Genomic DNA, 23,340 nt, shown 5'->3' with positions numbered 1-23,340 from the left:
CCTGTATGTCAACCGATCCGCTGGGCGTTGACGTCGAGGACGGCGGATCCACCCAGCCGGTTCATCTTCTCCTTCACCAATCGGTACGCGCGCACGACGTCCTCTTTCACATCCTGCCACGCCGCGTACTTCATCACAACCTGATAGCGATACACGTTGTCGATCCGCCGAATGCCGCTTGGCCCGGCAGGCAACACGGTCAAGGACGCGGCGGACGGCGAACGCGCGAGTTCTCGCTCGAACCTCGCCGCGGCGCCGCGCGCCAGCCGCTCCTCCGAATGCGAGGCGAGAAAGACCGCCAGTTCGCAGAAGGGCGGATAGCGAAAGAATTCGCGGCTTTCCCGCTCTCGCTCGTAGAACTGCCGATAATCGTGCGATTTCGCCGCTTCGATGGCGCGGTGCCCGGGCTGATACGTCTGAATAAGCGTGATACCGTCGGTTTCGGCTCGCCCGGCCCGCCCGGCCACCTGCGTGAGAAGCTGAAACGCGCGCTCGTTCGCTCGGTAGTCCGGAAGCGTGAGCATCGCATCCGCCGCCACGACGCCCACCAGCCGCACCCGCGGAAAGTCGAGCCCCTTCGCGATCATCTGCGTGCCCACGAGCACGTCCGCTTCGCCCCGCTGGAACCGATCGATGATAGACTCGAGCGCCCCCTTCCGCCGCGTGGTGTCCAAGTCCATACGGAGGACTCGCATCGCGGGCCACGTGCGCAGCAGGTGCTGCTCCACCTGCTCGGTTCCGAGTCCATACGGGACCAGCGCATCCTCGGCGCAAGCAGGACAGCGCCGCACGAGCGGCTCCTCGTGCCCACAGTAGTGGCACACAAGGACGTGCCCGTCCGCCCGCCGGTGGACCGTGAGGTGAATGTCACAGCGGGGACACTCCATGCTGTGCCCGCAAGCCCGGCACAGCGCCGCGTGCGCGTAGCCGCGTCGATTAAGAAACAGGATAGCCTGCATCCCCTCCGACACCGTGCGCTCCAGCTCCGCCGCGAGCCTGCGGCTGAAAATCGACCGGTTTCCCGCGCGCAGCTCCTCGCGCATATCGATCACGTCCACCGGCGGAAGAGGCCGCCGGTTCGCCCGAACCGGCAGGGAGACGAGCCTCGCGTCGCCTCGCTCCACCCGAAACATCGACGCGAGCGAGGGCGTCGCAGAGCCGAGAACCACGAGCGCACCCGCCTCCCTTGCGCGCCACATCGCCACTTCGCGCGCGTCGTAGTGCGGCGCGTCCTCCTGCTTGTAGGAAGGCTCGTGTTCTTCGTCGATGACGACCAGTCGAAGCTTGCGCATCGGCGCGAAGACCGCCGATCTCGCCCCAATCACCACGCTCGCCTCTCCTTCGAGGACCCGCGTCCACTCCTCACGCCGCTCGCCGAGCGACAATCCCGAGTGCAGGACGGCAACCCGGCCTCCGAACCTTCGCTCGAACCTCTGCACGAGCTGCGGCGTGAGCGCGATCTCGGGCACCAGAACGAGTGCCTGACCCTCGTCTTCGATGGCCCCGCGAATCAGGTGCATGTACACCTCGGTCTTGCCGCTGCCCGTCACGCCGTGCAGCAGGGCCACGCCATGCCCCTGTCGGGCCATCTCGGCCAGCGCTCGCACCGCCGCCACCTGATACGGCGTGAGCTCTGGCCAGGGCTCCTCCGCGTCGAGCGAGGCAGGGGCCCGCTTCACGCGCCGCTCCGCGACAGCCACCAGTCCCGCCTCGATGAGCGGCGCCACGGAAGAGAGCGGATACGCCCGCCTGTCCCACGGCATCTCGCCCGCTTCGGCGAGGTGCAGCAGCAGCTCGCTCTGGCGCCGCGCGCGCCGACTCCGCCGTTCCGCCTCGCGCCTGAGATCCACCTCCGACGCGCGGGTGACGAGGTAGGCCCGCCGCTTCTCGCCCACCGCCTCATCCACCCGGAGCTCTTCGCGAACGAATCCGGCTTCGGCCCACGCCCTGGCGGCGCGCTCGTCCGCCTTCGATCGCGCCCGAATCTCGCTCCACTCGGGCTCGGACTCGGCGATGAAGCGAAAGAGTGTCGAGGCTTTCACGTCGTCCGGGACGGGCGCATCCGCGCTCGGCACGATCACTTTGCGCACGCGCACGCGAAACGCCCCCGGCAGGATGGCCGACACGGCCTCCGGAAGCGTGGCGGCATATCGGTCGCAGAGCCACTCCGCCATGCGCATCTGATGAGGCGTCAGCACGGGAACTCGGTCGATCACGCGCGCGAGCGGACGAAGCCCGCCGACGTTGGCGACCTCCCGCACCGCCCAGACGATGCCGGATCGCACCGAGTCTCGCATCGGCACCACCACGCGCACGCCGGGCGATACATCCATCCCCGGCGGAACGATGTAATCGAACCGCTTGTCCAAAAACAGCGCCGTCCCGTCGACCACGACCTCCGCGACGCGCGCGGTCCCTGCGGTCATAAAGGCCGCTCACCGTCCGACACGCGAAGGACTTGGCGCACGCGGGTCAGGATGTGGTCCGCCACCCGATGCTTTTCCATCACCGGCAGCGCCTCCGTCGATCCGTCCTTCCCGATAAGCGTCACCTGATTGGTGTCCACCTCGAAGCCGGCGCCCGGCTTCGTCACATCGTTCACCACGATGAGATCCAGGCCCTTGTCGACGAGCTTCCGCCGGGCATGGTCCACAGGCATGTCCGTCTCCGCCGCAAAGCCCACCACCACTTGGCCAGGGCGCTTCGCGCGGCTCGCGGCGAGCAGGATGTCGGGCGTCTCGACGAGATCGAGCTTCAGTGGGCCTTGCGATTTTTTCCATTTATGTTCCAAGGTGCGGGCAGGCCGGAAGTCGGCCGGTGCCGCAGCGGAAATGAACGCGTCCGCCTCGGGAAAGAACTCGCTCACCGCGTGCAGCATCTGCTCGGTCGAGCGGACGTAGACCATCCGGGCACCCGGCACGGGCTTGAGATGCGTCGGGCCTGAGATCAAGGTGACGCGGGCGCCGCGGCGCGCGGCCTGCTCGGCGAGCGCATACCCCATCTTGCCACTCGAGCGATTGGTCAGATACCGGACGGGGTCGATGTCCTCCACCGTCGGCCCGGCCGTGATAAGGATGGAGAGGCCCTCCAAATCCCGCTCCTGGTGGAGCACAGCCTCAATCACGTCCGCGATGTCCTCGGGTTCGGGCATGCGCCCGCGGCCCGTGTAACCGCAGGCGAGCGGCCCCTCGCCCGGATCCAGCACGAGCGTGCCCCGGCGGCGGAGAATGTCCAGGTTCTCCTGCACAGCGGGGTGCTCAAACATGTGCACGTTCATGGCTGGCGCCACGACCGTGGGGCAGGTCGCGGCAAGCGCAGTGGTGGTGACCATGTCGTCCGCCAGGCCGTGCGCCAGCTTGGCGATGAGATTGGCCGTCGCCGGCGCAATCACGTACAGGTCGGCGCGATCCGCCACCGCGATGTGCGCGATTTCCGACGGATTGGGCTCGGCAAACGTGTCGAAAATCACCGGGTGCTTGGTCAGGGCCTGCAGGGTGAGCGGCTGAATGAACCGGGTCGCGTGTTCGGTCATCAGCACCTGCACCTCGTAACCGCGCTTGACCAGGAGTGAACACAGATTCGCGGACTTGTATGCCGCAATGCCTCCTCCCACCCCGACGAGGATGGTCTTCTTCTCCATACCGCACCCTCCCTTGGCTCCTGCCGTTCATGACAAGAGGCAGAACAACGCGCGGTTGTCCTGCCTCATCGCCTGATCACGGATCTGCGTCACTCGCCGTCGAAGTTCTTGCAGCGAACGACGCCGTCGTGAATTTCCCAGAGCGCGCGGCTCACGTTCCGCGTCGTCGACGCGCCGGGCTGGTTCAGGGTCTCGTTCTGCAGTTTGCGGGCGCGCTTCGCCGCGAGCACGACGAGCGCGTATTTGCTGTTGCACCGCTCCAACAGTCGATCGATGGACGGATAGATCAACCATGGTCACCCCATATCGAAATCTCCGCCCCGCAGGGCGGACGCGAATCCTCGAAACACAGACGACGCTTCCCTATATTCTACATCGATCTCGGCGCAAAGGAAAGTGCGCCCGCTATTCGACGTTCTGCGCCTGTTCGCGCAGTTTCTCGACCAAGGCCTTCATCTCCACCACATGTTGGCTGATCTCGGCGTCCTGGGACTTCGCCGCGATGGTGTTCACCTCGCGGTGCATCTCCTGCACGAGGAAGTCGAGCCGCCGCCCCACGGGCTCCGTTCGGCCGAGATCGCCGCGCATCGCTCGCACGTGGGCCTCGAGCCGCACCAGTTCTTCGTCGATCGCGACGCGATCGGCAAACAGCGCGACCTCCTGTGCCAGGCGAGCGTCGTCGACGGAAACGCCGAGTTCCGACACCCTGGCCAGAAGTGACGCGCGGTACGCCGCGACGGACGCAGGCGCCCGCTCCCGGATGGCCTGAAGGCGCGTTTCCACTTCGTCAAGGTACCCCTCACACGCTCGGGCGAGATCGCCCCCTTCGCGTTCGCGCATGGCCACGAGTTTCTCAAGCGCGGCGTCCACGAGATCTGCGAGCGACGAGGCGGCCTCTTCCTCGGATAAAGCCGCAGGGCGCACCGCGACGGCACCCGGGAACATCAGCCACTGGCGCGCCGCGCGCGGATCAAACTCAATCCCAAGCTTGTCACACAGGGTCCGATCCGCCTCGACGAGCGCGTCGATGAGCGCCCAATCGACTTGAACCTCCCCCGCTTCCGCGCCAGTCCCGGCGAGCGAGACGGCGACATCCAGCCGACCGCGGTGCAAGCGAGCCTTGACGCGATCGCGCACGATCATCTCAGCGAACGACCAGTCCCGCGGCAGGCGCACCGAGACCTCCAGGAAGCGGTGATTCACGGATTTCGCCTCGACCACCACGTCGTACAGCCCGACGCGCCCTTCTGCCCGGCCAAAACCTGTCATGCTGCGAATGCCCACGCCCACGCCTCCTGACCGCGTCTCATCTGGTCAGGATTGTACCGATGGCGGAGCAACTTGGCAATCAGGCCGCCGCGTCGGAACCGGACCGTTGTTGCAGTTTGTGGAGCCGGTTGCGCCCCATGCGGCGCACGGAGAGCGCGAACGTGGGCACCGCCGCTGCTACGAGCACGATGGCCCAGTCGTCGGGGCCTAGCGGCGTCGTGTGAAAGACCTCGGCCATGCGCGGGATGTACATCGTGCAGGCGAACAGCGCGACGGAGGACAGCACCGCCAAGAGAAGCCAGACGTTTTCAAACGGGTTCCGCCGCAAGATGCCGCCCTCGAGGCTCCGCGAGTCGAAGACGAGGATGAGTTGGGCCATGGTGAGCGTCGCGTAGGCCATCGTCTGCGCGTGCGCGAGCTCCGCGCCCTGGCGCAGGGACCACGCAAACACTGCGAGCGTGGCAAGACCGATGAGCACGCCGCGGGACAGGATCTTGACAGCCATGCCCCTCGCGAAAATGCCCTCGTGCACGTTTCGAGGCGGACGGCTCATGATGTCGTCCTCCGGCGCATCGACGCCGAGCGCGATGGCCGGCAGCCCGTCGGTGACGAGGTTCACCCAGAGGATCTGGATGGGGGAGAGCGGCAGAGGCCAACCGGCGAGCATGGCCAAGAACATCGTCAGAATCTCGCCCACGTTCGACGCGAGGAGGTACCGGATGAACTTCTTGATGTTGTCGTAGATGGCGCGGCCCTCTTCCACCGCGGCCACGATGGTCGCATAGTTGTCGTCCGCGAGGATGAGGCTCGACGCTTCCTTCGCCACGTCCGTGCCACTTTGGCCCATGGCGATGCCGATATCGGCCTGTTTGATGGCCGGGGCGTCGTTCACGCCGTCGCCCGTCATGGCGACGACCTCGTGATTCGCCTGGAGCGCCCGCACGATGCGAAGCTTGTGTTCGGGCGTCACGCGCGCGTAGACGTACGTGTCGCGCACGAGATTGGAGAGGCGCTTGTCGTCCAAGCTCTCAAGGTCGGCTCCCGTCAGCACGCGCCCGCCCGGCGGCAGGATGTCGAGCTGCTTCGCGATGGCTGTCGCCGTCGCCTGATGGTCCCCCGTGATCATCACCGTGCGGATGCCGGCCGACTTGGCCTTGGCGATGGCGGCCTTCGCCTCGTCCCGCGGCGGATCGATCATGCCGCAGATCCCCACGAACACCAGCTCCGATTCCCAATCCGCCTGGCGCGCCTCTTCGGCGGAGCGGAAGCGCCGGTACGCGAAACCGAGGTTCCGCAGCGCGCGAGAAGCCATTTGTTCGTTGGCCGCGAGAATCTGCTTGCAGAGCGACTGCCCCATGGGCTCTTCGCGGTTGCCGAGAAGCACATGGGTACAGCGCGCCAAAAGCACGTCGGGCGCCCCTTTGACGAACGCGAACCATTCATCGTCCGAACGCACCAGCACACTCATCATCTTCCGGTCCGCGTCAAAGGGCCGCTCGTCGACGCGCTCGTACACGCTGTCCGGCTTCGCGAAACCTGCCTTGTGCGCCAGGACGAGAAGCGCGATTTCCGTCGGATCTCCCTTGACGGCCTGCGCGGACACGCCGTCTGCCCCCGGCTCAAGATGCGCCTGATTGCACACGGCTGCGATCTCGACCAAACTCTTGAACGCAGCCCGCCGCCCGGGTTCGATCCGGCGGCCGTTCGCAACAAATTCGCCTTGCAACTGGTGGCCGGAACCCGTAACATCCACGTACAGTCCGTCCGCGTAGATCTGCGTGACCGTCATCTTGTTCTGGGTCAACGTGCCCGTCTTGTCGGAGCAAATCACCGTCGCGCATCCCAGCGTTTCGACCGACGGCAATCGGCGCACGATGGCGTTCCGCTTGATCATCCGCTGCACGCCGAGCGCGAGGGCGATGGTGACAATGGCCGGCAGACCCTCCGGAATGGCCGCGACGGCAAGCGACACGCCGGCCAAAAACATCTCGTACAGCGCGTGCCCGTGCATCACGCCCGCCACCACCACGAGCACCGTGATGCCGAGCGAGATCCAGACGAGCGTCTTGCCGAGCTGATCCAGCCGCTTTTGAAGCGGCGTCTCCTGATCCTCGGACTGATCGATCAGATCCGCAATCTTGCCCATCTCCGTCTGCATGCCTGTGGCCGTCACGACGTACTCCGCCCGGCCGCGGGTCACCATCGTCCCCATGTACACCATGTTCCGCCGCTCCGCAAGCGGGCTGTCCGCCGGGACCCGGACGCGCGGATCCTTCGCCACCGGCACCGATTCCCCGGTGAGCGCCGACTCTTCGACCTCGAGCGATCGCGCTCGAACGATGCGGCCGTCTGCGGGGACGCGATCGCCATCCTCCAACAGGACGATGTCTCCGGGCACCAACTCCTTCGCGGAGACCTCCACCACTGCGCCGTCGCGGCGCACCTTGGCCACCGGCGCCGTGAGCTCCTTGAGTGCCTTGAGCGAGCGCTCGGCGCGCACTTCCTGCACGAAGCCGAGGATGCCGTTGAGAAAAACGATGGCGATGATGGTGACCGCGTCGGTGTATTCGCCGAGGAGGCCCGAGATGAGCGTGGCCGCGATGAGCACAAGCGTCATGAAGTCGCGAAACTGATTGAAGAACACTGTCAACAGCGACACTTTGTTGCCGTCGTGCAACAGGTTCAGCCCGTGCACCTCGCGCCGCCGTTCCACCTCCGCTTGGGAGAGCCCGTCAAGCGACGTCTCGAGTCGCGCGAGGCATTCGGCCTCGCTCTGCGCATGCCACGTTTGTTGTTCCACCGAGCACACCCCTTCGTCAACTTGTCTCGTAATCATCTATGCGTCGGACACGGCGAACATGTCCGAGACCTGGTCGTATCCAGACGACCTTTGTCAAGAAATCACCGCGCCGAATGGAGGAAACTGCGGTATACTGGCTTCGTGAGAGAGGAGCATCGAGCGTGGACGGTTGGACCTTGCGCCGCCTCGCGCGCGAACTCGACGACGCGTTGCGAGGCGCACGGATCGACAGAATTTATCAACCCGGCGAGCGCGATCTCGTCCTCGCCGTCCGCTCGGCCCATTTGGGAGCGCGGCGCCTGTACATGTCCGCCCACCAACAATTTGCGCGCGTCCACTTTCTGGCGGACGAGCGCCCAGACAACCCGGCCACGCCGCCGATGTTCTGCGTCCTCTTGCGCAAACACATTGAGGGGGGGCGCATCCTCCGCGTCACGCAGCCGGGATGGGATCGGGTGCTTGAAATGGAAATTGAAGCGCTGGACGATCTCGGCGACCGGCGCGCGTACGCTCTGATCTGCGAGATCATGGGGCGACACAGCAACATCGTGCTCGTCGAAGAGCGGACCGACGGAAGCCGCCTGATCATCGACAGCGCCGTGCGCGTCTCGGAGGAGATGTCCCGTTACCGAGCCGTGCTGCCGGGAATCCCCTATCTTCCGCCGCCCCCTCAACGCAAGAAGCCCGTGGAACAGTGCGCGCCGGAGGATTTCCTCGGCGTCGAGCCATCCGCCGGCGCCTCCCGCGCCAATCAGATGGCCATCGTGGAGAAGCTCGCCGGTACGGGACCTGTGACGGCTCGCGAGATCCTCCATCGCGCCATCGCGCGAACGGGTTCCGCTGAGCCGACGTCCATTCATCGGGCGGCCCTCGATCTCGCAGCCGCCGTGGATGAAGGGCGGGAGCCCGCTTCCGTCGGCCTCGACGACGTGGGCCGGGCCGTGGAATGCGCCCCGTTTCGGCTCACGTCGCGCGCTCGATTCGCGGAATGCGAAACGGTGAGCGACGCCATCCGCTGGCTGTTCGCCGATACCGGCGAGTCTCTGCGCCAGTCGCGCTTGGCCCGCGAGCTGGAGCGGACCGTGAGAGAACACATGGACCGCCTGCGGGGCAAGCTCGTCCGCCTCGAGCAGGAGTGGGAAGACGCCGAGGCGGAGGAGGAACTGCGGATCAAGGCCGAGCTTCTGACCGCGTACGCGCACGAGGTTCCGCGTGGGGCGTCGGAGGTCGAGCTGCCGAACTACTACGACGACAACCGACCCTTGCGGATCGAACTCGACCCCGCGCTCGACGCCATCGCCAACGCTCAGCGCCTCTTTCGCATGGCGGCGAAACGAAAGCGGGCGCGGCAGTGGATCGAAGCGGAGCGCGAAAACACGCTGCGAGACCTGCGCTACCTGGAAGATGTGTTGCAGGCACTCGCGGATACCTCCCTCGAAAACCTCGAAGAGGTGCGCCGAGAACTCCAAGCGCAGGGGTTCTTGGCGCGGGCCGATCGACGAGGGACAGGCGGCAAGCGGCGCGCCGCAGAGTCGGAGCCGCACGCGTTTCGGTCCAGCGATGGATTCGTCATCCGCGTTGGCCGGAACAACGTGCAGAACGACCGGCTGACGTTCCGCAGGGCCGACAAGCGCGACCTATGGCTCCACGTGAAGGATGCGCCGGGGTCGCACGTCGTGATCGAACGGGGCCAGGCGGACGAGATCCCGGAACGCACCATCGAGGAGGCCGCCGCGCTCGCCGCGTACTTCAGCCGAATGCGCGATTCGGCGAACGTGCCCGTCGACGTGACGGAAATCCGCCACGTGTGGAAGCCGAATGGAGCCCGCCCCGGTTTTGCGCTGTATGACCATCAGAGAACGCTGTTCGTGACGCCGGAGCGATCGCTTGTGGAGAGCATCATGTCCCGAACGCTTGCGAGGCGCGAAACGAGCGATTCCCGTTAAAGGAGAGATCAACCATGTCGCAGGAACAAGGGAACAAACGCCTGATCGTCGGCGCCAACAAGCCCGCGCACGACACCAACATTCTCACCAACACGCAGGCGACCATCCGCGAAGCCCTGGATCGCCTCGGCTATGAGGAGGCCGTCTACGAACTTCTCAAGGAGCCCATCCGGGTGATGACCGTTCGCATCCCGGTTCGCATGGATGACGGGCATGTGGAAGTGTTCACAGGGTATCGGGCGCAGCACAACGACGCCATCGGGCCGACCAAGGGCGGCGTTCGCTTCCATCCCGACGTGACGCTGGATGAGGTCAAGGCGCTTTCCATCTGGATGTCGTTGAAATGCGGCATCTTCAACCTTCCTTACGGCGGTGCCAAGGGCGGTATCGTCTGTGATCCGCGCAGCATGAGCCTGTCCGAGCAGGAGCGACTGGCGCGCGGCTACGTGCGGGCCATCAGCCAGATTGTGGGCCCCGCAAAGGACATCCCGGCGCCGGACGTGTACACCAACAGCCAGATCATGGCGTGGATGTACGACGAGTACAGCCGCATCCGCGAGTTCGACTCTCCGGGCTTCATCACGGGTAAGCCGCTCGTCCTCGGCGGATCGCGGGGGCGCGAATCCGCCACAGCGCTCGGCGTCGTGGTGGCGTTGCGCGAGACCGCGGAGCGAATGGGCAAAAAGCTTTCGGAGCTGCGCGTGCTCGTGCAGGGATTTGGCAACGTGGGTTCAAACGTGGCCCGCATCCTTCACGAGCTCGGCGCCACCGTGGTTGGCATCAGCGACGCGGGCGGCGGCGTGTACAATGAAAACGGCCTGCCCATTCCGGAACTCATCGAGGAAAAAGATTCGTTCGGAATGGTCACGCCAAGGCTGTCCGGCGTCATTCCGACAGAGGAATTCTTGACCAAGCCGTGCGACGTCCTCGTTCCCGCGGCGCTGGAGAACCAGATCCACGAAGGCAACGCGGACAAGATTCAGGCGAGCCTCATCGTCGAGGCGGCGAACGGGCCCACGACGCCCGAGGCGGACCAGATTCTGCACGAGCGCGGCATCGTCGTCGTGCCGGACGTGCTTGCCAACGCGGGCGGCGTCACCGTTTCGTACTTCGAGTGGGTACAAAACAACCAAGGCTTCTATTGGACCGAGGAAGAGGTCAACCAACGCCTTGAAAACATGATGGTGCAAAGCGTGCACAACATCCTCGACACGGCGGAGCGGTACGACGTGCTGCCTCGCATGGCGGCATACATGGTGGGCATTCGCCCGTTCGCGGAGGCCATGCGCTGGCGCGGATGGGTGTGACGATCATCGACAGCATGTGAACACACGCCAATTCTCGGGGCGCGGCGCGGCCGCGCCCTTGCGCTGGGGATGAGCATGAGGAGCGCGAGCATGAGTCCCGACGACGTGGTCACCCGCCTCGGGATGCAGATGAAGTGGAAAACGTGGTGGAATTTCCGAATCGATTTTGGCGGCTCGGTCCTGTTCGCCCTATTCAATGTCGTGGTCAACCAGTTTTACGTCCCCATGGCCATCCGACACGGAGTATCCAACCTCGAGGTTGGGTTGCTCACGGCGGCGCCTGCCATCGGCATGCTTTGGTCCCCGATGTGGGCCCACCTGATGCGCGGGCGATCGACAAAGCCTTTTGTCCTGTGGCCGCTCGTCGTCGGCCGGCTGTCCGTCCTGTTGGCAGGTGCTCTGCTGACGCCCGCTGCCTTCCTCGTGACGGCGTTCATCGTGAACTTCATGAACGGGATTCAGGCGCCCGCCTATCCCGCGCTGCTCGCCCGCATGTACCCGCCCGCACTCCGGGGGCGGCTGATGGGTTACGTGCGCGTCGCGCAGGGGACGCTCCTCATCCCCCTCGCCTACGTCGTCGGCGAATGGAGCCAGCATCAGGGCGACCGGTGGCCGCTCATCGGCGCCGCCATCATGGGGACGCTGTCGGTCATTCTGTTCTCCCGCGTGCGAGAGGTGGAAACGCCAGGTCCGGAGGCGACTTCGACGCAGTCCGCGAGACGAATCACGCAAATCTTCGGGCATTGGCAGGTGGCCCGCGCCAGCCGGCCTCTGACCATCTTCCTGATGGCCACCATGGCCACCGGCTTCGGCAACCTGTTGGCGGGACCGATTTACCAGATCTATCAGGTCCATACCTTGAACCTGTCCAACGCCCAGATCGGCGTGACGCGCGTGTCGTACTACGTGGCCCTGTTGGTGGCCTATTTTGTCGTGGGGTGGATCATCGACACGTGGTCGCCGCGCCACGCCATGTTCATCGGCATGAGTGCCTACGCCCTCGCCCCGGCGCTGTACGTGCTCAGCGGCTCGTTTGCGGCCGTGATCGCCTCCTGCGCCCTGCTTGGCGTCGGCGATGCCGTCTGGGACATCGGCTGCATGTCCTACATCTTTCGCGCGGTCCCCGGGCGAGAAGCCGAGGCGTTTGGGCTTCATTTCCTTCTGTTCGGGATCCGCGGCGCCATTGCGCCGCTGGTCAGCACGGCGATGACACACGCGATGTCGCTCACGGACATTTTCCTCGTCGCCATCGGCATCTGCGCGCTTGGCATCGCCATTTTCGCCGTGCCGCCCACGCCGCGGGCGCCATCGCCCACGGTCGAAGCGCCAGAGCCCGGTGCCCCGTGAGTCACGGCCGCACCGCCACCGACAACCTTCTCGCAGCGCGCCGCCACAAAGACAATCTTTCCGGCCTGAGCACGTCGTCCTCGGGCCGGTCCTCGCCCGCAATCCGCCTCGCGAGAATGTCCGCAGCCACCGCGTAACAGACCGTGCCGTTTCCGCCGTAGCCAAGCGAGCAAAAGATCCGACGAAAGCCTGGATACACGCCGACGATGGGCCAGCCGTCGACGGTCGAGCCGAACGTCGAGGCCCAGCGGTACGCGATGGACATCGGCCCGAGCCCGGGCAGAACTTCTCGGGCCAACTGGGCCAACTTGTCCGCCCGGGCGTTGAGATCCTGATCTCGCCCGGGCCCGTCCGGGACCGGGAGGTCAAGGCCCCCGACCACGAGCCGCCGATCGCGCGTCGTGCGCATGTACAAATACGGACGGGCGGTCTCCCAGATCAGAGCACCTTCTGGCCAACCCGACAGATCCGAAAGCGGCTCAGTAGCGATGGCATAGGTGCATCCAAGCCTGACGCCCGCAAGCGGCCGCGCCCGTTGAAACCCATATCCCGTCGCGACGACCGCCGCGCGCGCCTTCACGCGGAATCCACCGTCCGTCTCCAGCACGACGTGTGCCGCGCCCTCGTCCGTCCGCACCACCGCCGTGTCCTCGAAGACCCGGGCCGCGCCGCGGCGGACGAGCTCCGCCAAGAGCGCACGCGTGAGCTTCAGCGGATTCACCTCCGCGTCCCCGTACGTCGCGAGCGCTGCCTCGCGGTCAATCCCGAACGCCTCCCGCACCTCTTCCCGGCCGACGATGATCTCCGCGGCGAACCCATGTTGAACCAACGCGCTCGCTTCGTCTTTCAATCGAGGGATATCGGCCGGCACCGAGGCGTAACAGAGGCTCATGCGCTCCGCAAACTCCACGTCCTCCGGCAGCTTCTTCGCGATTTCCCGCAGCCGAACCACGCCTTCCCAGCATCTCCGGTAGAAGGCCACCGCCCGTTCCCGACCGTGCACGCGGATCATCTCCGCAAGTGGCATGTCGTTCGCGTATTGCAAAAGCCCCGTGTTCCCTCGGGTCGATCCCATGCCCACCCGGTGGCGCTCCAGCACGACGACCTCGAATCCCCGTTCTGCGATTTCCCACGCCGCGATGGCTCCGCCGATGCCGCCGCCCACCACGACCACGTCGCTTTGCACATCCCCATCGAGCCGGGGATAGCGCGTCACACTTGGACCGGACTCCGACCACAGTGTGCGGCCCGTGTGAAGATCCACGTGAGCCCCTCCTTCGCCTGACGGGTAGGATATCCCGTTTGGCGGAGAAAGAGTCAAGCGGCCCCTGGGCACGCAGCCCAAGGACCGCCCGTCTGCAGCGAGGCATCAGAGGCCGTACGTGTCGGGAGACTTGCGCCAGCGCATCAGAAGCGCCACATCCGACTCCTGGATGTCGCCGCGCTCGAGCGCCACCTGAATCAGCACTTCGTACGGCACCAGCCGGTACGCGGGGATGCCGGTGTCCTCGGCGCGCTTGGTGGCGATGTCGAAGTCGTACGACAGAATGGTGAGGATGGCCATCACATCCACCCCCGCGTCGCGCAGCGCCTGCGCGGCCTGATAGGCGGATCGGCCCGTCGACAACGTGTCTTCAATGACCACAGCTTTCATACCGGGGCGTGCATAGCCTTCGATCTGCTTCCCCCGGCCGTGTGCCTTGGCCTCGGAGCGCACGTACGCGCAAGGCAGGCCCAGCCGATCCGCCAGCATGGCGGCGTGCGGGATGCCGCCCGTCGCCGCGCCTGCGATGAGTTCCACCGCGGGAAGCTCGTAGTCGATAATCGACTCGAATCCGGAAACGACCTGGCTGCGAAGCAGCGGATACCCGAGGATCAAGCGATTGTCGCAGTAGATGGGAGATCTCCAGCCGCTCGACCAGGTGAACGGCTGATGCGGCCTCAGTTCCACGGCGCCGATTTGCAGGAGTCCCTTCGCGATGGTGTACGACAGGTCGTCGTACTCGACGGTGAACGTCGGTTCACTCATGGGTCAACCCCTCCCTCACGGAACGAAGGTAGCGCGCCAAGGCGGCGACGGGATCGTCCGCCTCCGTCACCGCTCTTCCAAGCACGAGCCGCGTCGCTCCCTGGCGGATGGCCTCGTCGGGCGGCATCACGCGGGCCTGATCGTGCACCCGGTCGCCCGCGAGGCGAATGCCCGGCACCACGCGCTCGAAGGAGGGGGAGACCACCTCGCGGAGGACCCCCAACTCCTGGGCCGAGCAGACCACGCCGTCGAGCCCCGCCTGCTGCGCCATCTGCGCCAGGCGGCGCACCCACGCGGACGAAGTCGCGCCGACGCCCATCGCTTCGAGGTCGGCATCGGTCAGGCTGGTGAGCACGGTCACCCCCACGAGAAGCGGGCGATGGGGCGATCCGTCCACGGCCTCGCGCGCTGCCGCAAGCATCTTGAGACCGCCCGACGCGTGCACGTTCACCATGTCAATGGGATACTGCGCGATGGCCCGAAGCGCGCCGGCGACGGTGTTCGGGATGTCGTGCAGCTTGACGTCCAGGAACACCCGCAAATTGAGCTTCAACAGGGACTCCACGAACCGCATGCCCGCTCGGTGAAACAGTTCCAAGCCGACCTTGTACCCATCCACCACGGGCGACAGGCGATCGACGAACGCCAACGCGCGCGCCTCCGAGTCCACGTCCAGCGCGACGTAGATGCGCCTGCGCGCTTCGTCGTACGCGGGCGAGGCGAGCTCCTGCATCAGCGCCTCAGACACCTTCGTCACCCCCCTGCCCTGGGACGGGATCGCCGAGCGCCATGGTCTGGAAGTGGATGAGCTTCATGATGTCCAAAACGGATCGGACCGTGTCGAGCGAGGTCAGGCACGGCACGCCGTGCTCGACGGCCGTCCGGCGGATGCGGAAGCCGTCCCGCTCGGGTTTCAGGCCCTTCGTGAGCGTGTTGATCACGAGTTGGATCTTGCCCTGCCGGATGTCGTCCGCGAGATTCGGCGTGCCCTGCGCCAGTTTGTTCACGACGCGCACCTCGAGACCGCGATCGCGCAGGTACTTCGCCGTGCCCTCGGTCGCCGCGAGCCGGTAGCCGAGACGTGCAAACTCGCGCAGAAGCGGATAAGCCTCCGGCTTGTCTTTGTCCGCGATGGTCGCGAGCACGGTCCCGTGCGCCGGAATGGCAATTCCGGAGGCGATGAGCCCTTTGTACAGCGCCTTTTCGTAGACGAGATCGCGCCCCATGACCTCGCCCGTCGACTTCATCTCCGGACCGAGGCTGATGTCGACCTGGTGCAACTTCGCAAACGAGAACACCGGCACCTTGACGGCCACCGCGGGCGACTCTGGCACGCGTCCGCTGGTGTAGCCGAGATCCGCCAACTTGCCGCCGCACACCGCGTGCATGGCGAGCTGAACCATCGGAACGCCCGTGACCTTCGAGAGGAAGGGCACCGTGCGCGACGATCTCGGATTCACCTCGATGACCTCCACCTCTCCGTCGTGCACGATAAACTGGACGTTCATGAGCCCCTTGACCTGGAGGCTTTGCGCGATGCGGATGGTGTGATCCTCGATGATCCGCTTCACGTCTTCGGTTAGGTTCTGCGGCGGGTAGACCGCAATGGAGTCCCCCGAGTGAACGCCCGCGCGCTCGATGTGCTCCATGATGCCCGGGATGATGACGGTCTCGCCGTCCGAGATGGCGTCGACCTCCGCTTCGATGCCGTTCACGTATCGATCGACGAGCACCGGGTGCTGCTGCGACACCTCGACCGCTTCCTCCATGTACTGGAGCAGCTCGTTCGTGTTGGTAATGATCTGCATCGCGCGCCCGCCGAGGACGTACGAGGGGCGCACAAGCACCGGATAGCCGAGCGATTCCGCCGCCTCGACCGCCGCCTCCACGGTCGTGACCGTTCGCCCCTCCGGCCGCTGAATGCCGAGCTGAGTGAGCAGGGCGTCGAACTTCTCGCGGTCCTCCGCTGCGTCGATGCTCTCGCGCGACGTGCCGAAAATCCGCACGCCCGCATCCGCCAGCGGCCCCGCCAGGTTGATGGCCGTCTGCCCGCCGAACTGGACGATCACGCCCTCGGGCTGCTCCCGGTCGATGACGTTCAACACGTCCTCCACGTCGAGCGGCTCGAAGTACAGCCGATCCGACGTGCTGAAGTCCGTCGAAACGGTCTCCGGGTTGTTGTTGATCACCACGGCCTCATAGCCTTCGCGCTGCAGCGCCCACACCGCGTGCACCGTGCAGTAGTCGAACTCGATGCCCTGGCCGATGCGGATGGGCCCCGAACCAAGCACCACCATCTTCTTGCGCGGGCTCGTCTCGACCTCGTCCTCCCGCTCGTAGGTGCTGTAATAATACGGCGTCGATGCCGCAAACTCGCCGGCGCACGTGTCGACCATCTTGTACACCGGGACGATGCCACGGCGTTTCCGCCACGCTCGGATGGCCATGGCATCCGCCTTGAGCAGGCGCGCGAGCTCCCGATCCGGAAACCCGTTTCGCTTCGCCTCGTAGACGAGATCTCGGTGCTCGTCCAGCACCTGCTCGATGGGCAGGCGCGGATTCGCAACAGCGGCAATGCGCTGCTCGAGATCCACCAGGGCCTCCAAATGCCAGAGGAACCAGCGGTCGATCTTCGACCAGTCGTGGATCTGCTCGACCGACACCCCGCGGCGCAACGCCTCGGCGATGGCAAACAGGCGATCGTCGTCGGCCACGCGGATCTTCTTCTCAATCTCCAGGTTCGACCACTTGTCCGACTGCTTCGTCCACAGGCTGTACGCGCCGATTTCCAAGCTGCGAACCGCCTTGAGCAGCGACTCGCCGAACGAGCGGCCGATGGCCATCACCTCGCCCGTCGCCTTCATCTGCGTCCCGAGCGATCGATTCGCACTGCGGAACTTGTCAAACGGCCAGCGCGGGATCTTCGTGACGATGTAGTCCAAGGCCGGCTCGAACGCGGCGTACGAATCCTGGGTCACCGGGTTCTTCAGCTCCGCGAGCCGATACCCCACGGCGATCTTCGTCGCGATCCGCGCGATGGGATACCCCGTCGCCTTCGAGGCCAACGCGCTCGACCGGCTGACGCGCGGATTGACCTCAATCACATAGTACCGCGAGGAGTCGGGATCGAGCGCGAGCTGCACGTTGCACCCGCCCTGAATGCCAAGCGCGTGAATGATCTGGAGGCTCGCGTCGCGCAGCATCTGGTACTCCTCGTCCGAGAGCGTCTGACTCGGCGCCACGACGATGGAATCGCCCGTGTGCACCCCGACGGGATCCATGTTCTCCATGTTGCACACGACGATGGCGGTGCCGTCGGCGTCGCGCATGACCTCGTACTCGATCTCCTTGAAGCCCGCGATGCTCTGCTCCACGAGCACCTGGTGAATCGGCGAGAGCGTGAGGCCTCGCTCGACAATTTCGTGGTACTCGCGCCAGTTCGACGCGATCCCGCCCCCCGTTCCGCCGAGCGTGTACGCGGGCCGGATAATGATGGGAAAGCCCACTTCCTCCGCGAACGCGTCCGCCTCCGCTTGATTCCTGACAATGGCGCTTCGCGGCACGGGTTGGCCGATCTCCTGCATGAGCTGGCGAAACTTCTCGCGGTCCTCGGCCTTCTCGATGGCCTCGAGCGGCGTGCCGAGCAGTTCGACGCCTTCCGCCTCCAGGACGCCGGCCTTCGCCAGTTGAACCGCCATGTTCAGGCCCGTCTGACCGCCGAGCGTGGCGAGCAGGCCGTCCGGCCGCTCCTTCCGGATGATCTGCGTGACGAAATCCAGCGTGATGGGCTCGATGTACACCCGATCCGCCATGTGCTCGTCGGTCATGATGGTGGCGGGGTTCGAGTTGACGAGCACAACCTCGTAGCCCTCTTCCTTCAGCGCCTGGCAAGCCTGCGTGCCCGCGTAGTCGAACTCGGCCGCCTGACCGATGACAATCGGCCCTGACCCGATGACCATGATCTTGCGAATGTCCGTCCGCTTAGGCATGCGCAAACCGCCCCTCTCTCACGCGCGTCATGAGGTCGATGAACTCGTCAAACAAGTAGCGAGCGTCGCTCGGCCCCGGCCTCGACTCCGGATGATACTGCACGCAGAAGACGGGTTCGTGTCGGTGCACGAGCCCCTCGACCGTGCCGTCGTTCAGGTTGACGTGGGTGAGTTCGAGCGGCGTCCCCTGGAGCGAGTCCGCATCGACGACATAGCCGTGGTTCTGGGACGTGATGTCCACGCGACCCGTCCGAAGGTCCTTGACCGGGTGATTCGCGCCGCGGTGGCCGAACTTCAACTTGCGCGTCTTCGCGCCGCACGCGAGGGCGATGAGCTGATGCCCCAGGCAGATCCCGAAGATGGGAACCTTGCCGATGAGGCCCTGAAGCGCCTCCACCGCGTAGGGCGCGTCCTCCGGGTTGCCCGGGCCGTTCGACAGCATGACGCCGTGCGGCTTCCAGCGAAGCACGTCTTCCGCCGTCGACGTGGCCGGCACGACGATCACGTCGCACCCGCGCTCCAGCAAGGAGCGGAGGATCCCGGCCTTCATCCCGTAATCGATGAGCACGACGCGGTGCCCAGGCCCCGGCGCGCGGTACACCGTCTGCGTGGTCACGCGCTTGACGGCATCCGGCACCATCGCCTCGTCCATGCGCGCGAGAAGCGATTCCACCGGCACGTCCTCCGTGGTGACGACGCCCGGCATCGCCCCCACCGTCCGGATGGCCTTCGTCAGCTCGCGGGTGTCGATCCCGGCGATCCCGACGATGTCGTGCTGCACCAGGTACGATTCCAGCTTGTCCACCAGCTTGTGGTGGGACGGCCACTCGCAGAACGTCCTCACCGCAAATCCCCGCACGTGCGGGTGGCGGCTCTCCACGTCGTCCACGTTCACGCCGTAATTGCCGATGAGCGGGTACGTCATCGTGACGATCTGCCCGTAGTACGACGGATCCGTCAAAATCTCCTGATAGCCCGTCATGCCCGTGTTGAACACGACCTCGCCGAACCGGGTGCCCGTTGCGCCGAAATGCACGCCCTCAAACACGAGGCCGTTTTTGAGCACCAGCCGGGCCCTTCTCCGACCGTTCAGCATCATGACAACCGCTCCTCTCCCTCGCGGAAAATCACGCGCCCCGCGCGAATCGTCTCGACCACCTTGCCGACAACCGACTGCCCCGCAAACGGCGTGTTCCTACCCTTGGTGTAAAATGCGCTCGGGTCGATGGTCCAGCGCCTGTCGAGATCCACCAGAACCAAGTCCGCCCGCGCACCCGGGCGAATCTGACCGCCTTCAAGCCCAAACAGCCTGCACGGCCGCTCGCTCATGGCCTCCACCAACCGGCGCATGGGCACAAGCCCCTCGCGCACCAGCCCCGTGTACAGCAGTGCAAACGCGATCTCGAGGCCCACCATCCCAAACGGGGCCTCGTCCATGCCCCTCGCCTTTTCGTCCGGGTGGTGCGGCGCGTGATCGGTGGCGATCACGTCCAGCGTCCCATCCGCGAACGCGGCGAGACACGCCCGCCGGTCCTCTTCGGATGCAAGCGGCGGATTCACCTTCCAGTTGGCGTCTGCGCGATGGATGTCCCGTTCCGACAGAAGCAGGTGATGCGGCGTCACTTCCGCCGTGACGCGGATGCCGCGAGACTTTCCGAACCGCACCAGGGCCACCGACGCTTCGCGGCTCACGTGGCAGACGTGCAAATGCGCGCCCGTCTCTTCCGCGAGGAGGATGTCGCGCGCGATCATCGCGGCCTCCGCGCTCCCCGGCTGCGCCGTCGTGCCGAGCCGCGCGGCCGCCCGCTCATGAAGCGCCCCGCCGCGCGAGATGGATTCGTCCTCCGCGTGGATCATCGCGGGTTTGCCGAGGGCCGCGAGCTTGGTCAATGCGTCCCGCATCAGCCCGCCGTCCTGTACGCCGCGGCCGTCGTCGGAAAACCCCAGGACACCCACGCGCGCGAGCGCCTCGTAATCCGCGAGCGCCTCGCCTTCCTGATCCACCGTCAGGCAGGCGATGGGATGCACCTCAGCCTTGCCGATTTCCCGGCCGCGGCGGATGATGTCCTCCGCGATCTCGGCCCGCGCAATGGGAGGCTTGGTGTTTGGCATGCACGCCACCTGCGTGAACCCGCCAGCCGCGGCGGCCTGCAGGCCGCTCGCGAGCGTCTCCTTGTGGGTGAGGCCGGGATCGCGCAAGTGGACGTGCACGTCCACAAAACCGGGCAACACACACAATCCGCGGATGGAACGCACCTCGTCCGCGCGGATGGCGGACGGATGCCCGATGGCCACAATGTCGCCCGTCTCGGTGTCGTACGCCACGCTCGCCTCGATGAAATCGCCGAGGCCCGAGTCCCACACGCGCCCGCCGTCCCATCGAATCCTCATCGCCGCTCTCCTCCCAGCATGGCATCGAGGAGCGCCATGCGCATGTAGAGTCCATTTTCCACCTGTCGGAAGTACGCCGCGCGGACATCGTCATCCACCTCAGGCGCGATTTCCCCGACGCGAGGGAGCGGATGCAGGATCCGCGCGTGATCGGGCAAGAGCGCCAGGTGGTCCTTGGTGAGGGCGTACAGGCTGGCGGCGTTCGGATCGACCTCGCCTGCCAGCCGCTCGAACTGAATGCGCGTCTGATAGACCACGTCCGCGCCGCGGATGGCCGACGCGAGATCCGGCGCTCGTTCGAGCGCGAGGCCCGAGGCTGCGAGTTCGCGGGCGAGATCGTCCGGTAAGCCGAGCGGCGCCGGGTGAAAGAGGCGCACCCGCACGCCGGGGAATTTCGCCAAAAGCCGAAGCAGGGAGTGGACCGTGCGGCCGTACTTGAGATCGCCCATCACCGCGACCGTGAGATGTTCGATCCGGCCGAGCTCGCGCCAGATGGTGTACACGTCGAGCAGCGCCTGCGTCGGGTGCTCCCCGCTGCCGGCACCGGCATTCACGATGGGCACGGGCGAGAAGCGCGCGGCCCGGTCGAGCTCGTGCTGATCGTGATGGCGAATGACGATGGCGTCGGCGTAGCAGCCCACGACGCGGAACACGTCCTCAAGCGTCTCGCCCTTCTTGGACGAGGACGACTCGCGCGCGTTCTCGGCCCCCACGACGCTGCCGCCGAGCCGGAGGACCGCGGATTCAAACGACAGCCGCGTGCGCGTGGACGGTTCGTAGAAGAGGGTCGCGACAATCTTGCCCTGGAGTCGCGTCCGAGCCTCTTCCCGGTCCAAGCCGCGAAGCCACTCGGCGCGCTCCATCAGCTCCCAGACGAGTGGCACATCGAACTGGTTCACGGTCAACGCGTGAAACACCGCACCTCGCATGTTCACCGCCACGCCCTCACGCCCTTCCTTCCGCAATCCAGACGCCGTCCAAACCGTCCACTTCCGCGAGGCGGACGATGACCTGCTCGTCTCGCGCCGTCGGCACGTTTTTGCCCACAAAGTCGGGCCGAATGGGAAGCTCCCGATGGCCGCGGTCCACCAGCGTCGCGAGCTGCACACACCGCGCGCGGCCCGCGCGCATCATGGCGTCCAGCGCGGCCCTCACCGTCCGCCCCGTGTACAGCACGTCATCGACGAGAATGACCTTGCGATCCGCCACGTCGATGTTTGGCGCGGGCGCCTCGGGCGAGACCGTCCGGTCGCGATCGTCCCGGTACGGCCGGGGATCCAGCCGGTGGCACGGCACGACCTGCCCCTCAATTTCGAACAGCTTCCGCCCGAGCCTCTCCGCCAGGATGGCGCCGCGCGTGACGATCCCGACGAGCACGAGGTCGTCCAGCCCCTTGTTGCGCTCCAGGATCTCGTGGGCCATGCGGGTGAGCGATCTGCGCATTGCCGCTTCGTCCATAATCTGCGTCTTTTGAGCCACAGCCTTCCCTCCTCGGCACCGCTCTCGTCGGCACGAAAAAAGGCCGCCTCTCCGCGAGAGGTGGCCTTAGCCCGGAAGACGCGCAACGCGTGCGCAACTCTCCCAAAACGTCCGACTCCTTACCAACCTCACGGGATTGGTTTAAAGGCAGTGTCCATGTTCAGTTCGAAAGTAGACTATCAGTTCGGGCGAAGGGTGTCAAGTTCCGATTCGCCCCTGGCGCAATCCGTCAAGGAGCCGGGCCATATCGGAGGGCACGGCGCTTTCGAACCGGAGGCGACGACCGTCCGGATGCGTGAAGCCGAGCGTCCGCGCGTGGAGCGCCTGTCCATCGATGGGCAGCGTGTGGCGCGGGCCGTAGACGGGATCGCCCGCGATGGGATGGCCGATGGCTGCGAGGTGGACGCGGATTTGATGCGTGCGGCCCGTCTCGAGCCTTAAGCGAAGGTACGAGTATTTGGCAAACGATTCGAGGACCTCGAAGTGCGTGACAGCGCGCTTGCCCCCTTGGCGAACGGCCATCCGCTGGCGATCCGCCGGATCGCGCGCGATGGGCATGTCGATGGTGCCCTCGCGGTGGGGCATGCGGCCGTGCGCGATGGCGACATACTCGCGTTCGACGTCGTGCGCACGAAACGCCTCGACCAACGCGCGATACGCGCGATCCGACTTGGCGAACACGACGAGCCCGCTCGTGTCCTTGTCGATCCGGTGCACGACGCCCGGCCTCAACGCGCCGGCGAGCGTGCACAGTGGAGTGCCGCGCGCCAAGAGGCCGTTCACGAGGGTGCCCCGCATGTGGCCCGCCCCCGGGTGCACAACGACGCCGCGCGGCTTGTCCACCACGATGACATCGTCGTCCTCGTAGGCGACGACAAACGGCACGCCGTCATCCGGCACAAGCTCCAGCGGCTCCTCTTCCGGGACGTCCACTTCGTAGAGGTCGCCCGCCTCCACCGGATCGCTCGCCTTCAGCCGCCCGGGGCGCGCGCGGCGGATGAACCCATCGTCAAGCCAGCGCTGCACCTGCGTCCGCGAGACCTCAATGTCGTCCTCCTGCAGCCTGTCGGTCAGCCATCGGTCGAGTCGCTCGCCCGCATCCTCCGCACTCACCTCATATTGGACATGGATGGCCGGTCGCAT

Annotated in this window: 17 protein-coding genes; 3 read left to right on the top strand and 14 right to left on the bottom strand. The window is 65.9% G+C overall.

Going from position 1 to position 23,340, the window contains the following annotated elements:
- Window positions 1-8: 8 nt before the first annotated feature.
- From priA to AACI_RS06520, 5 genes are all read right to left on the bottom strand, one after another.
- A complete protein-coding gene (gene priA, locus AACI_RS06540; protein WP_012810682.1) occupies window positions 9-2,426 on the bottom strand; it encodes a replication restart helicase PriA in 2,418 nt (805 codons plus the stop codon).
- Complete coding sequence (gene coaBC, locus AACI_RS06535) at window positions 2,423-3,640, bottom strand: bifunctional phosphopantothenoylcysteine decarboxylase/phosphopantothenate--cysteine ligase CoaBC (RefSeq protein ID WP_012810681.1); 1,218 nt, start codon at window positions 3,638-3,640, stop codon at window positions 2,423-2,425. Before coaBC ends, priA begins: the two co-directional genes overlap by 4 nt.
- A gap of 89 nt (window positions 3,641-3,729) precedes the next feature.
- Entirely contained in the window at window positions 3,730-3,930 is a 201-nt protein-coding gene (rpoZ, locus tag AACI_RS06530; protein ID WP_008340497.1) for a DNA-directed RNA polymerase subunit omega, read from the bottom strand.
- A gap of 115 nt (window positions 3,931-4,045) precedes the next feature.
- Window positions 4,046-4,924 (bottom strand): YicC/YloC family endoribonuclease, encoded by an 879-nt coding sequence (locus tag AACI_RS06525; protein ID WP_012810680.1) that lies wholly within the window; start codon window positions 4,922-4,924, stop codon window positions 4,046-4,048.
- Between the two features lie 64 nt (window positions 4,925-4,988).
- On the bottom strand, window positions 4,989-7,709 hold the full coding sequence (locus tag AACI_RS06520; RefSeq protein WP_012810679.1) for a calcium-translocating P-type ATPase, SERCA-type: 2,721 nt from the start codon (window positions 7,707-7,709) through the stop codon (window positions 4,989-4,991).
- Between the two features lie 161 nt (window positions 7,710-7,870).
- Between AACI_RS06520 and AACI_RS06515 the strand changes: the two genes are divergently transcribed.
- The 3 genes from AACI_RS06515 to AACI_RS06505 all read left to right on the top strand — a co-directional run bounded on the left by AACI_RS06515 (window position 7,871) and on the right by AACI_RS06505 (window position 12,309).
- Complete coding sequence (locus tag AACI_RS06515; protein ID WP_012810678.1) at window positions 7,871-9,655, top strand: Rqc2 family fibronectin-binding protein; 1,785 nt, start codon at window positions 7,871-7,873, stop codon at window positions 9,653-9,655.
- A 14-nt stretch (window positions 9,656-9,669) separates the two neighbouring features.
- Window positions 9,670-10,962, top strand: a complete 1,293-nt coding sequence (locus tag AACI_RS06510; RefSeq protein ID WP_012810677.1) for a Glu/Leu/Phe/Val family dehydrogenase — start codon at window positions 9,670-9,672, stop codon at window positions 10,960-10,962.
- Between the two features lie 75 nt (window positions 10,963-11,037).
- Window positions 11,038-12,309 (top strand): MFS transporter, encoded by a 1,272-nt coding sequence (locus AACI_RS06505; protein ID WP_041707391.1) that lies wholly within the window; start codon window positions 11,038-11,040, stop codon window positions 12,307-12,309.
- 1 nt (window position 12,310) lies between these two features.
- Here the strand turns inward: AACI_RS06505 and AACI_RS06500 are convergent, their stop codons facing one another.
- From AACI_RS06500 to AACI_RS06460, 9 genes are all read right to left on the bottom strand, one after another.
- Complete coding sequence (locus AACI_RS06500) at window positions 12,311-13,573, bottom strand: NAD(P)/FAD-dependent oxidoreductase (protein WP_012810675.1); 1,263 nt, start codon at window positions 13,571-13,573, stop codon at window positions 12,311-12,313.
- A gap of 105 nt (window positions 13,574-13,678) precedes the next feature.
- The gene (gene pyrE, locus AACI_RS06495) at window positions 13,679-14,338 is read right to left on the bottom strand and encodes an orotate phosphoribosyltransferase (RefSeq protein WP_012810674.1); all 660 of its coding nucleotides are present in this window, start codon (window positions 14,336-14,338) and stop codon (window positions 13,679-13,681) included.
- The gene (gene pyrF / locus AACI_RS06490) at window positions 14,331-15,086 is read right to left on the bottom strand and encodes an orotidine-5'-phosphate decarboxylase (protein WP_245530738.1); all 756 of its coding nucleotides are present in this window, start codon (window positions 15,084-15,086) and stop codon (window positions 14,331-14,333) included. The genes pyrE and pyrF overlap by 8 nt, the downstream gene beginning before the upstream one ends.
- Window positions 15,079-18,327, bottom strand: coding sequence for a carbamoyl-phosphate synthase large subunit (carB, locus tag AACI_RS06485; RefSeq protein WP_012810672.1), 3,249 nt, complete (start codon window positions 18,325-18,327; stop codon window positions 15,079-15,081). The genes pyrF and carB overlap by 8 nt, the downstream gene beginning before the upstream one ends.
- Window positions 18,320-19,426, bottom strand: coding sequence for a glutamine-hydrolyzing carbamoyl-phosphate synthase small subunit (gene carA / locus AACI_RS06480; RefSeq protein WP_012810671.1), 1,107 nt, complete (start codon window positions 19,424-19,426; stop codon window positions 18,320-18,322). Before carA ends, carB begins: the two co-directional genes overlap by 8 nt.
- The gene (locus AACI_RS06475) at window positions 19,423-20,718 is read right to left on the bottom strand and encodes a dihydroorotase (RefSeq protein WP_012810670.1); all 1,296 of its coding nucleotides are present in this window, start codon (window positions 20,716-20,718) and stop codon (window positions 19,423-19,425) included. Before AACI_RS06475 ends, carA begins: the two co-directional genes overlap by 4 nt.
- Window positions 20,715-21,647 (bottom strand): aspartate carbamoyltransferase, encoded by a 933-nt coding sequence (gene pyrB, locus AACI_RS06470; RefSeq protein ID WP_012810669.1) that lies wholly within the window; start codon window positions 21,645-21,647, stop codon window positions 20,715-20,717. Before pyrB ends, AACI_RS06475 begins: the two co-directional genes overlap by 4 nt.
- A 16-nt stretch (window positions 21,648-21,663) precedes the next feature.
- The gene (gene pyrR / locus AACI_RS06465) at window positions 21,664-22,197 is read right to left on the bottom strand and encodes a bifunctional pyr operon transcriptional regulator/uracil phosphoribosyltransferase PyrR (RefSeq protein WP_012810668.1); all 534 of its coding nucleotides are present in this window, start codon (window positions 22,195-22,197) and stop codon (window positions 21,664-21,666) included.
- A 198-nt stretch (window positions 22,198-22,395) separates the two neighbouring features.
- Window positions 22,396-23,340, bottom strand: a complete 945-nt coding sequence (locus tag AACI_RS06460; protein ID WP_012810667.1) for an RluA family pseudouridine synthase — start codon at window positions 23,338-23,340, stop codon at window positions 22,396-22,398.

This window comes from Alicyclobacillus acidocaldarius subsp. acidocaldarius DSM 446, from assembly GCF_000024285.1.
GTDB classification, from domain to species: Bacteria; Bacillota; Bacilli; order Alicyclobacillales; family Alicyclobacillaceae; genus Alicyclobacillus; species Alicyclobacillus acidocaldarius.
The sequence above is the reverse complement of the archived record's forward strand: the minus strand, read 5'-3'. Positions and strand labels throughout refer to the sequence as shown.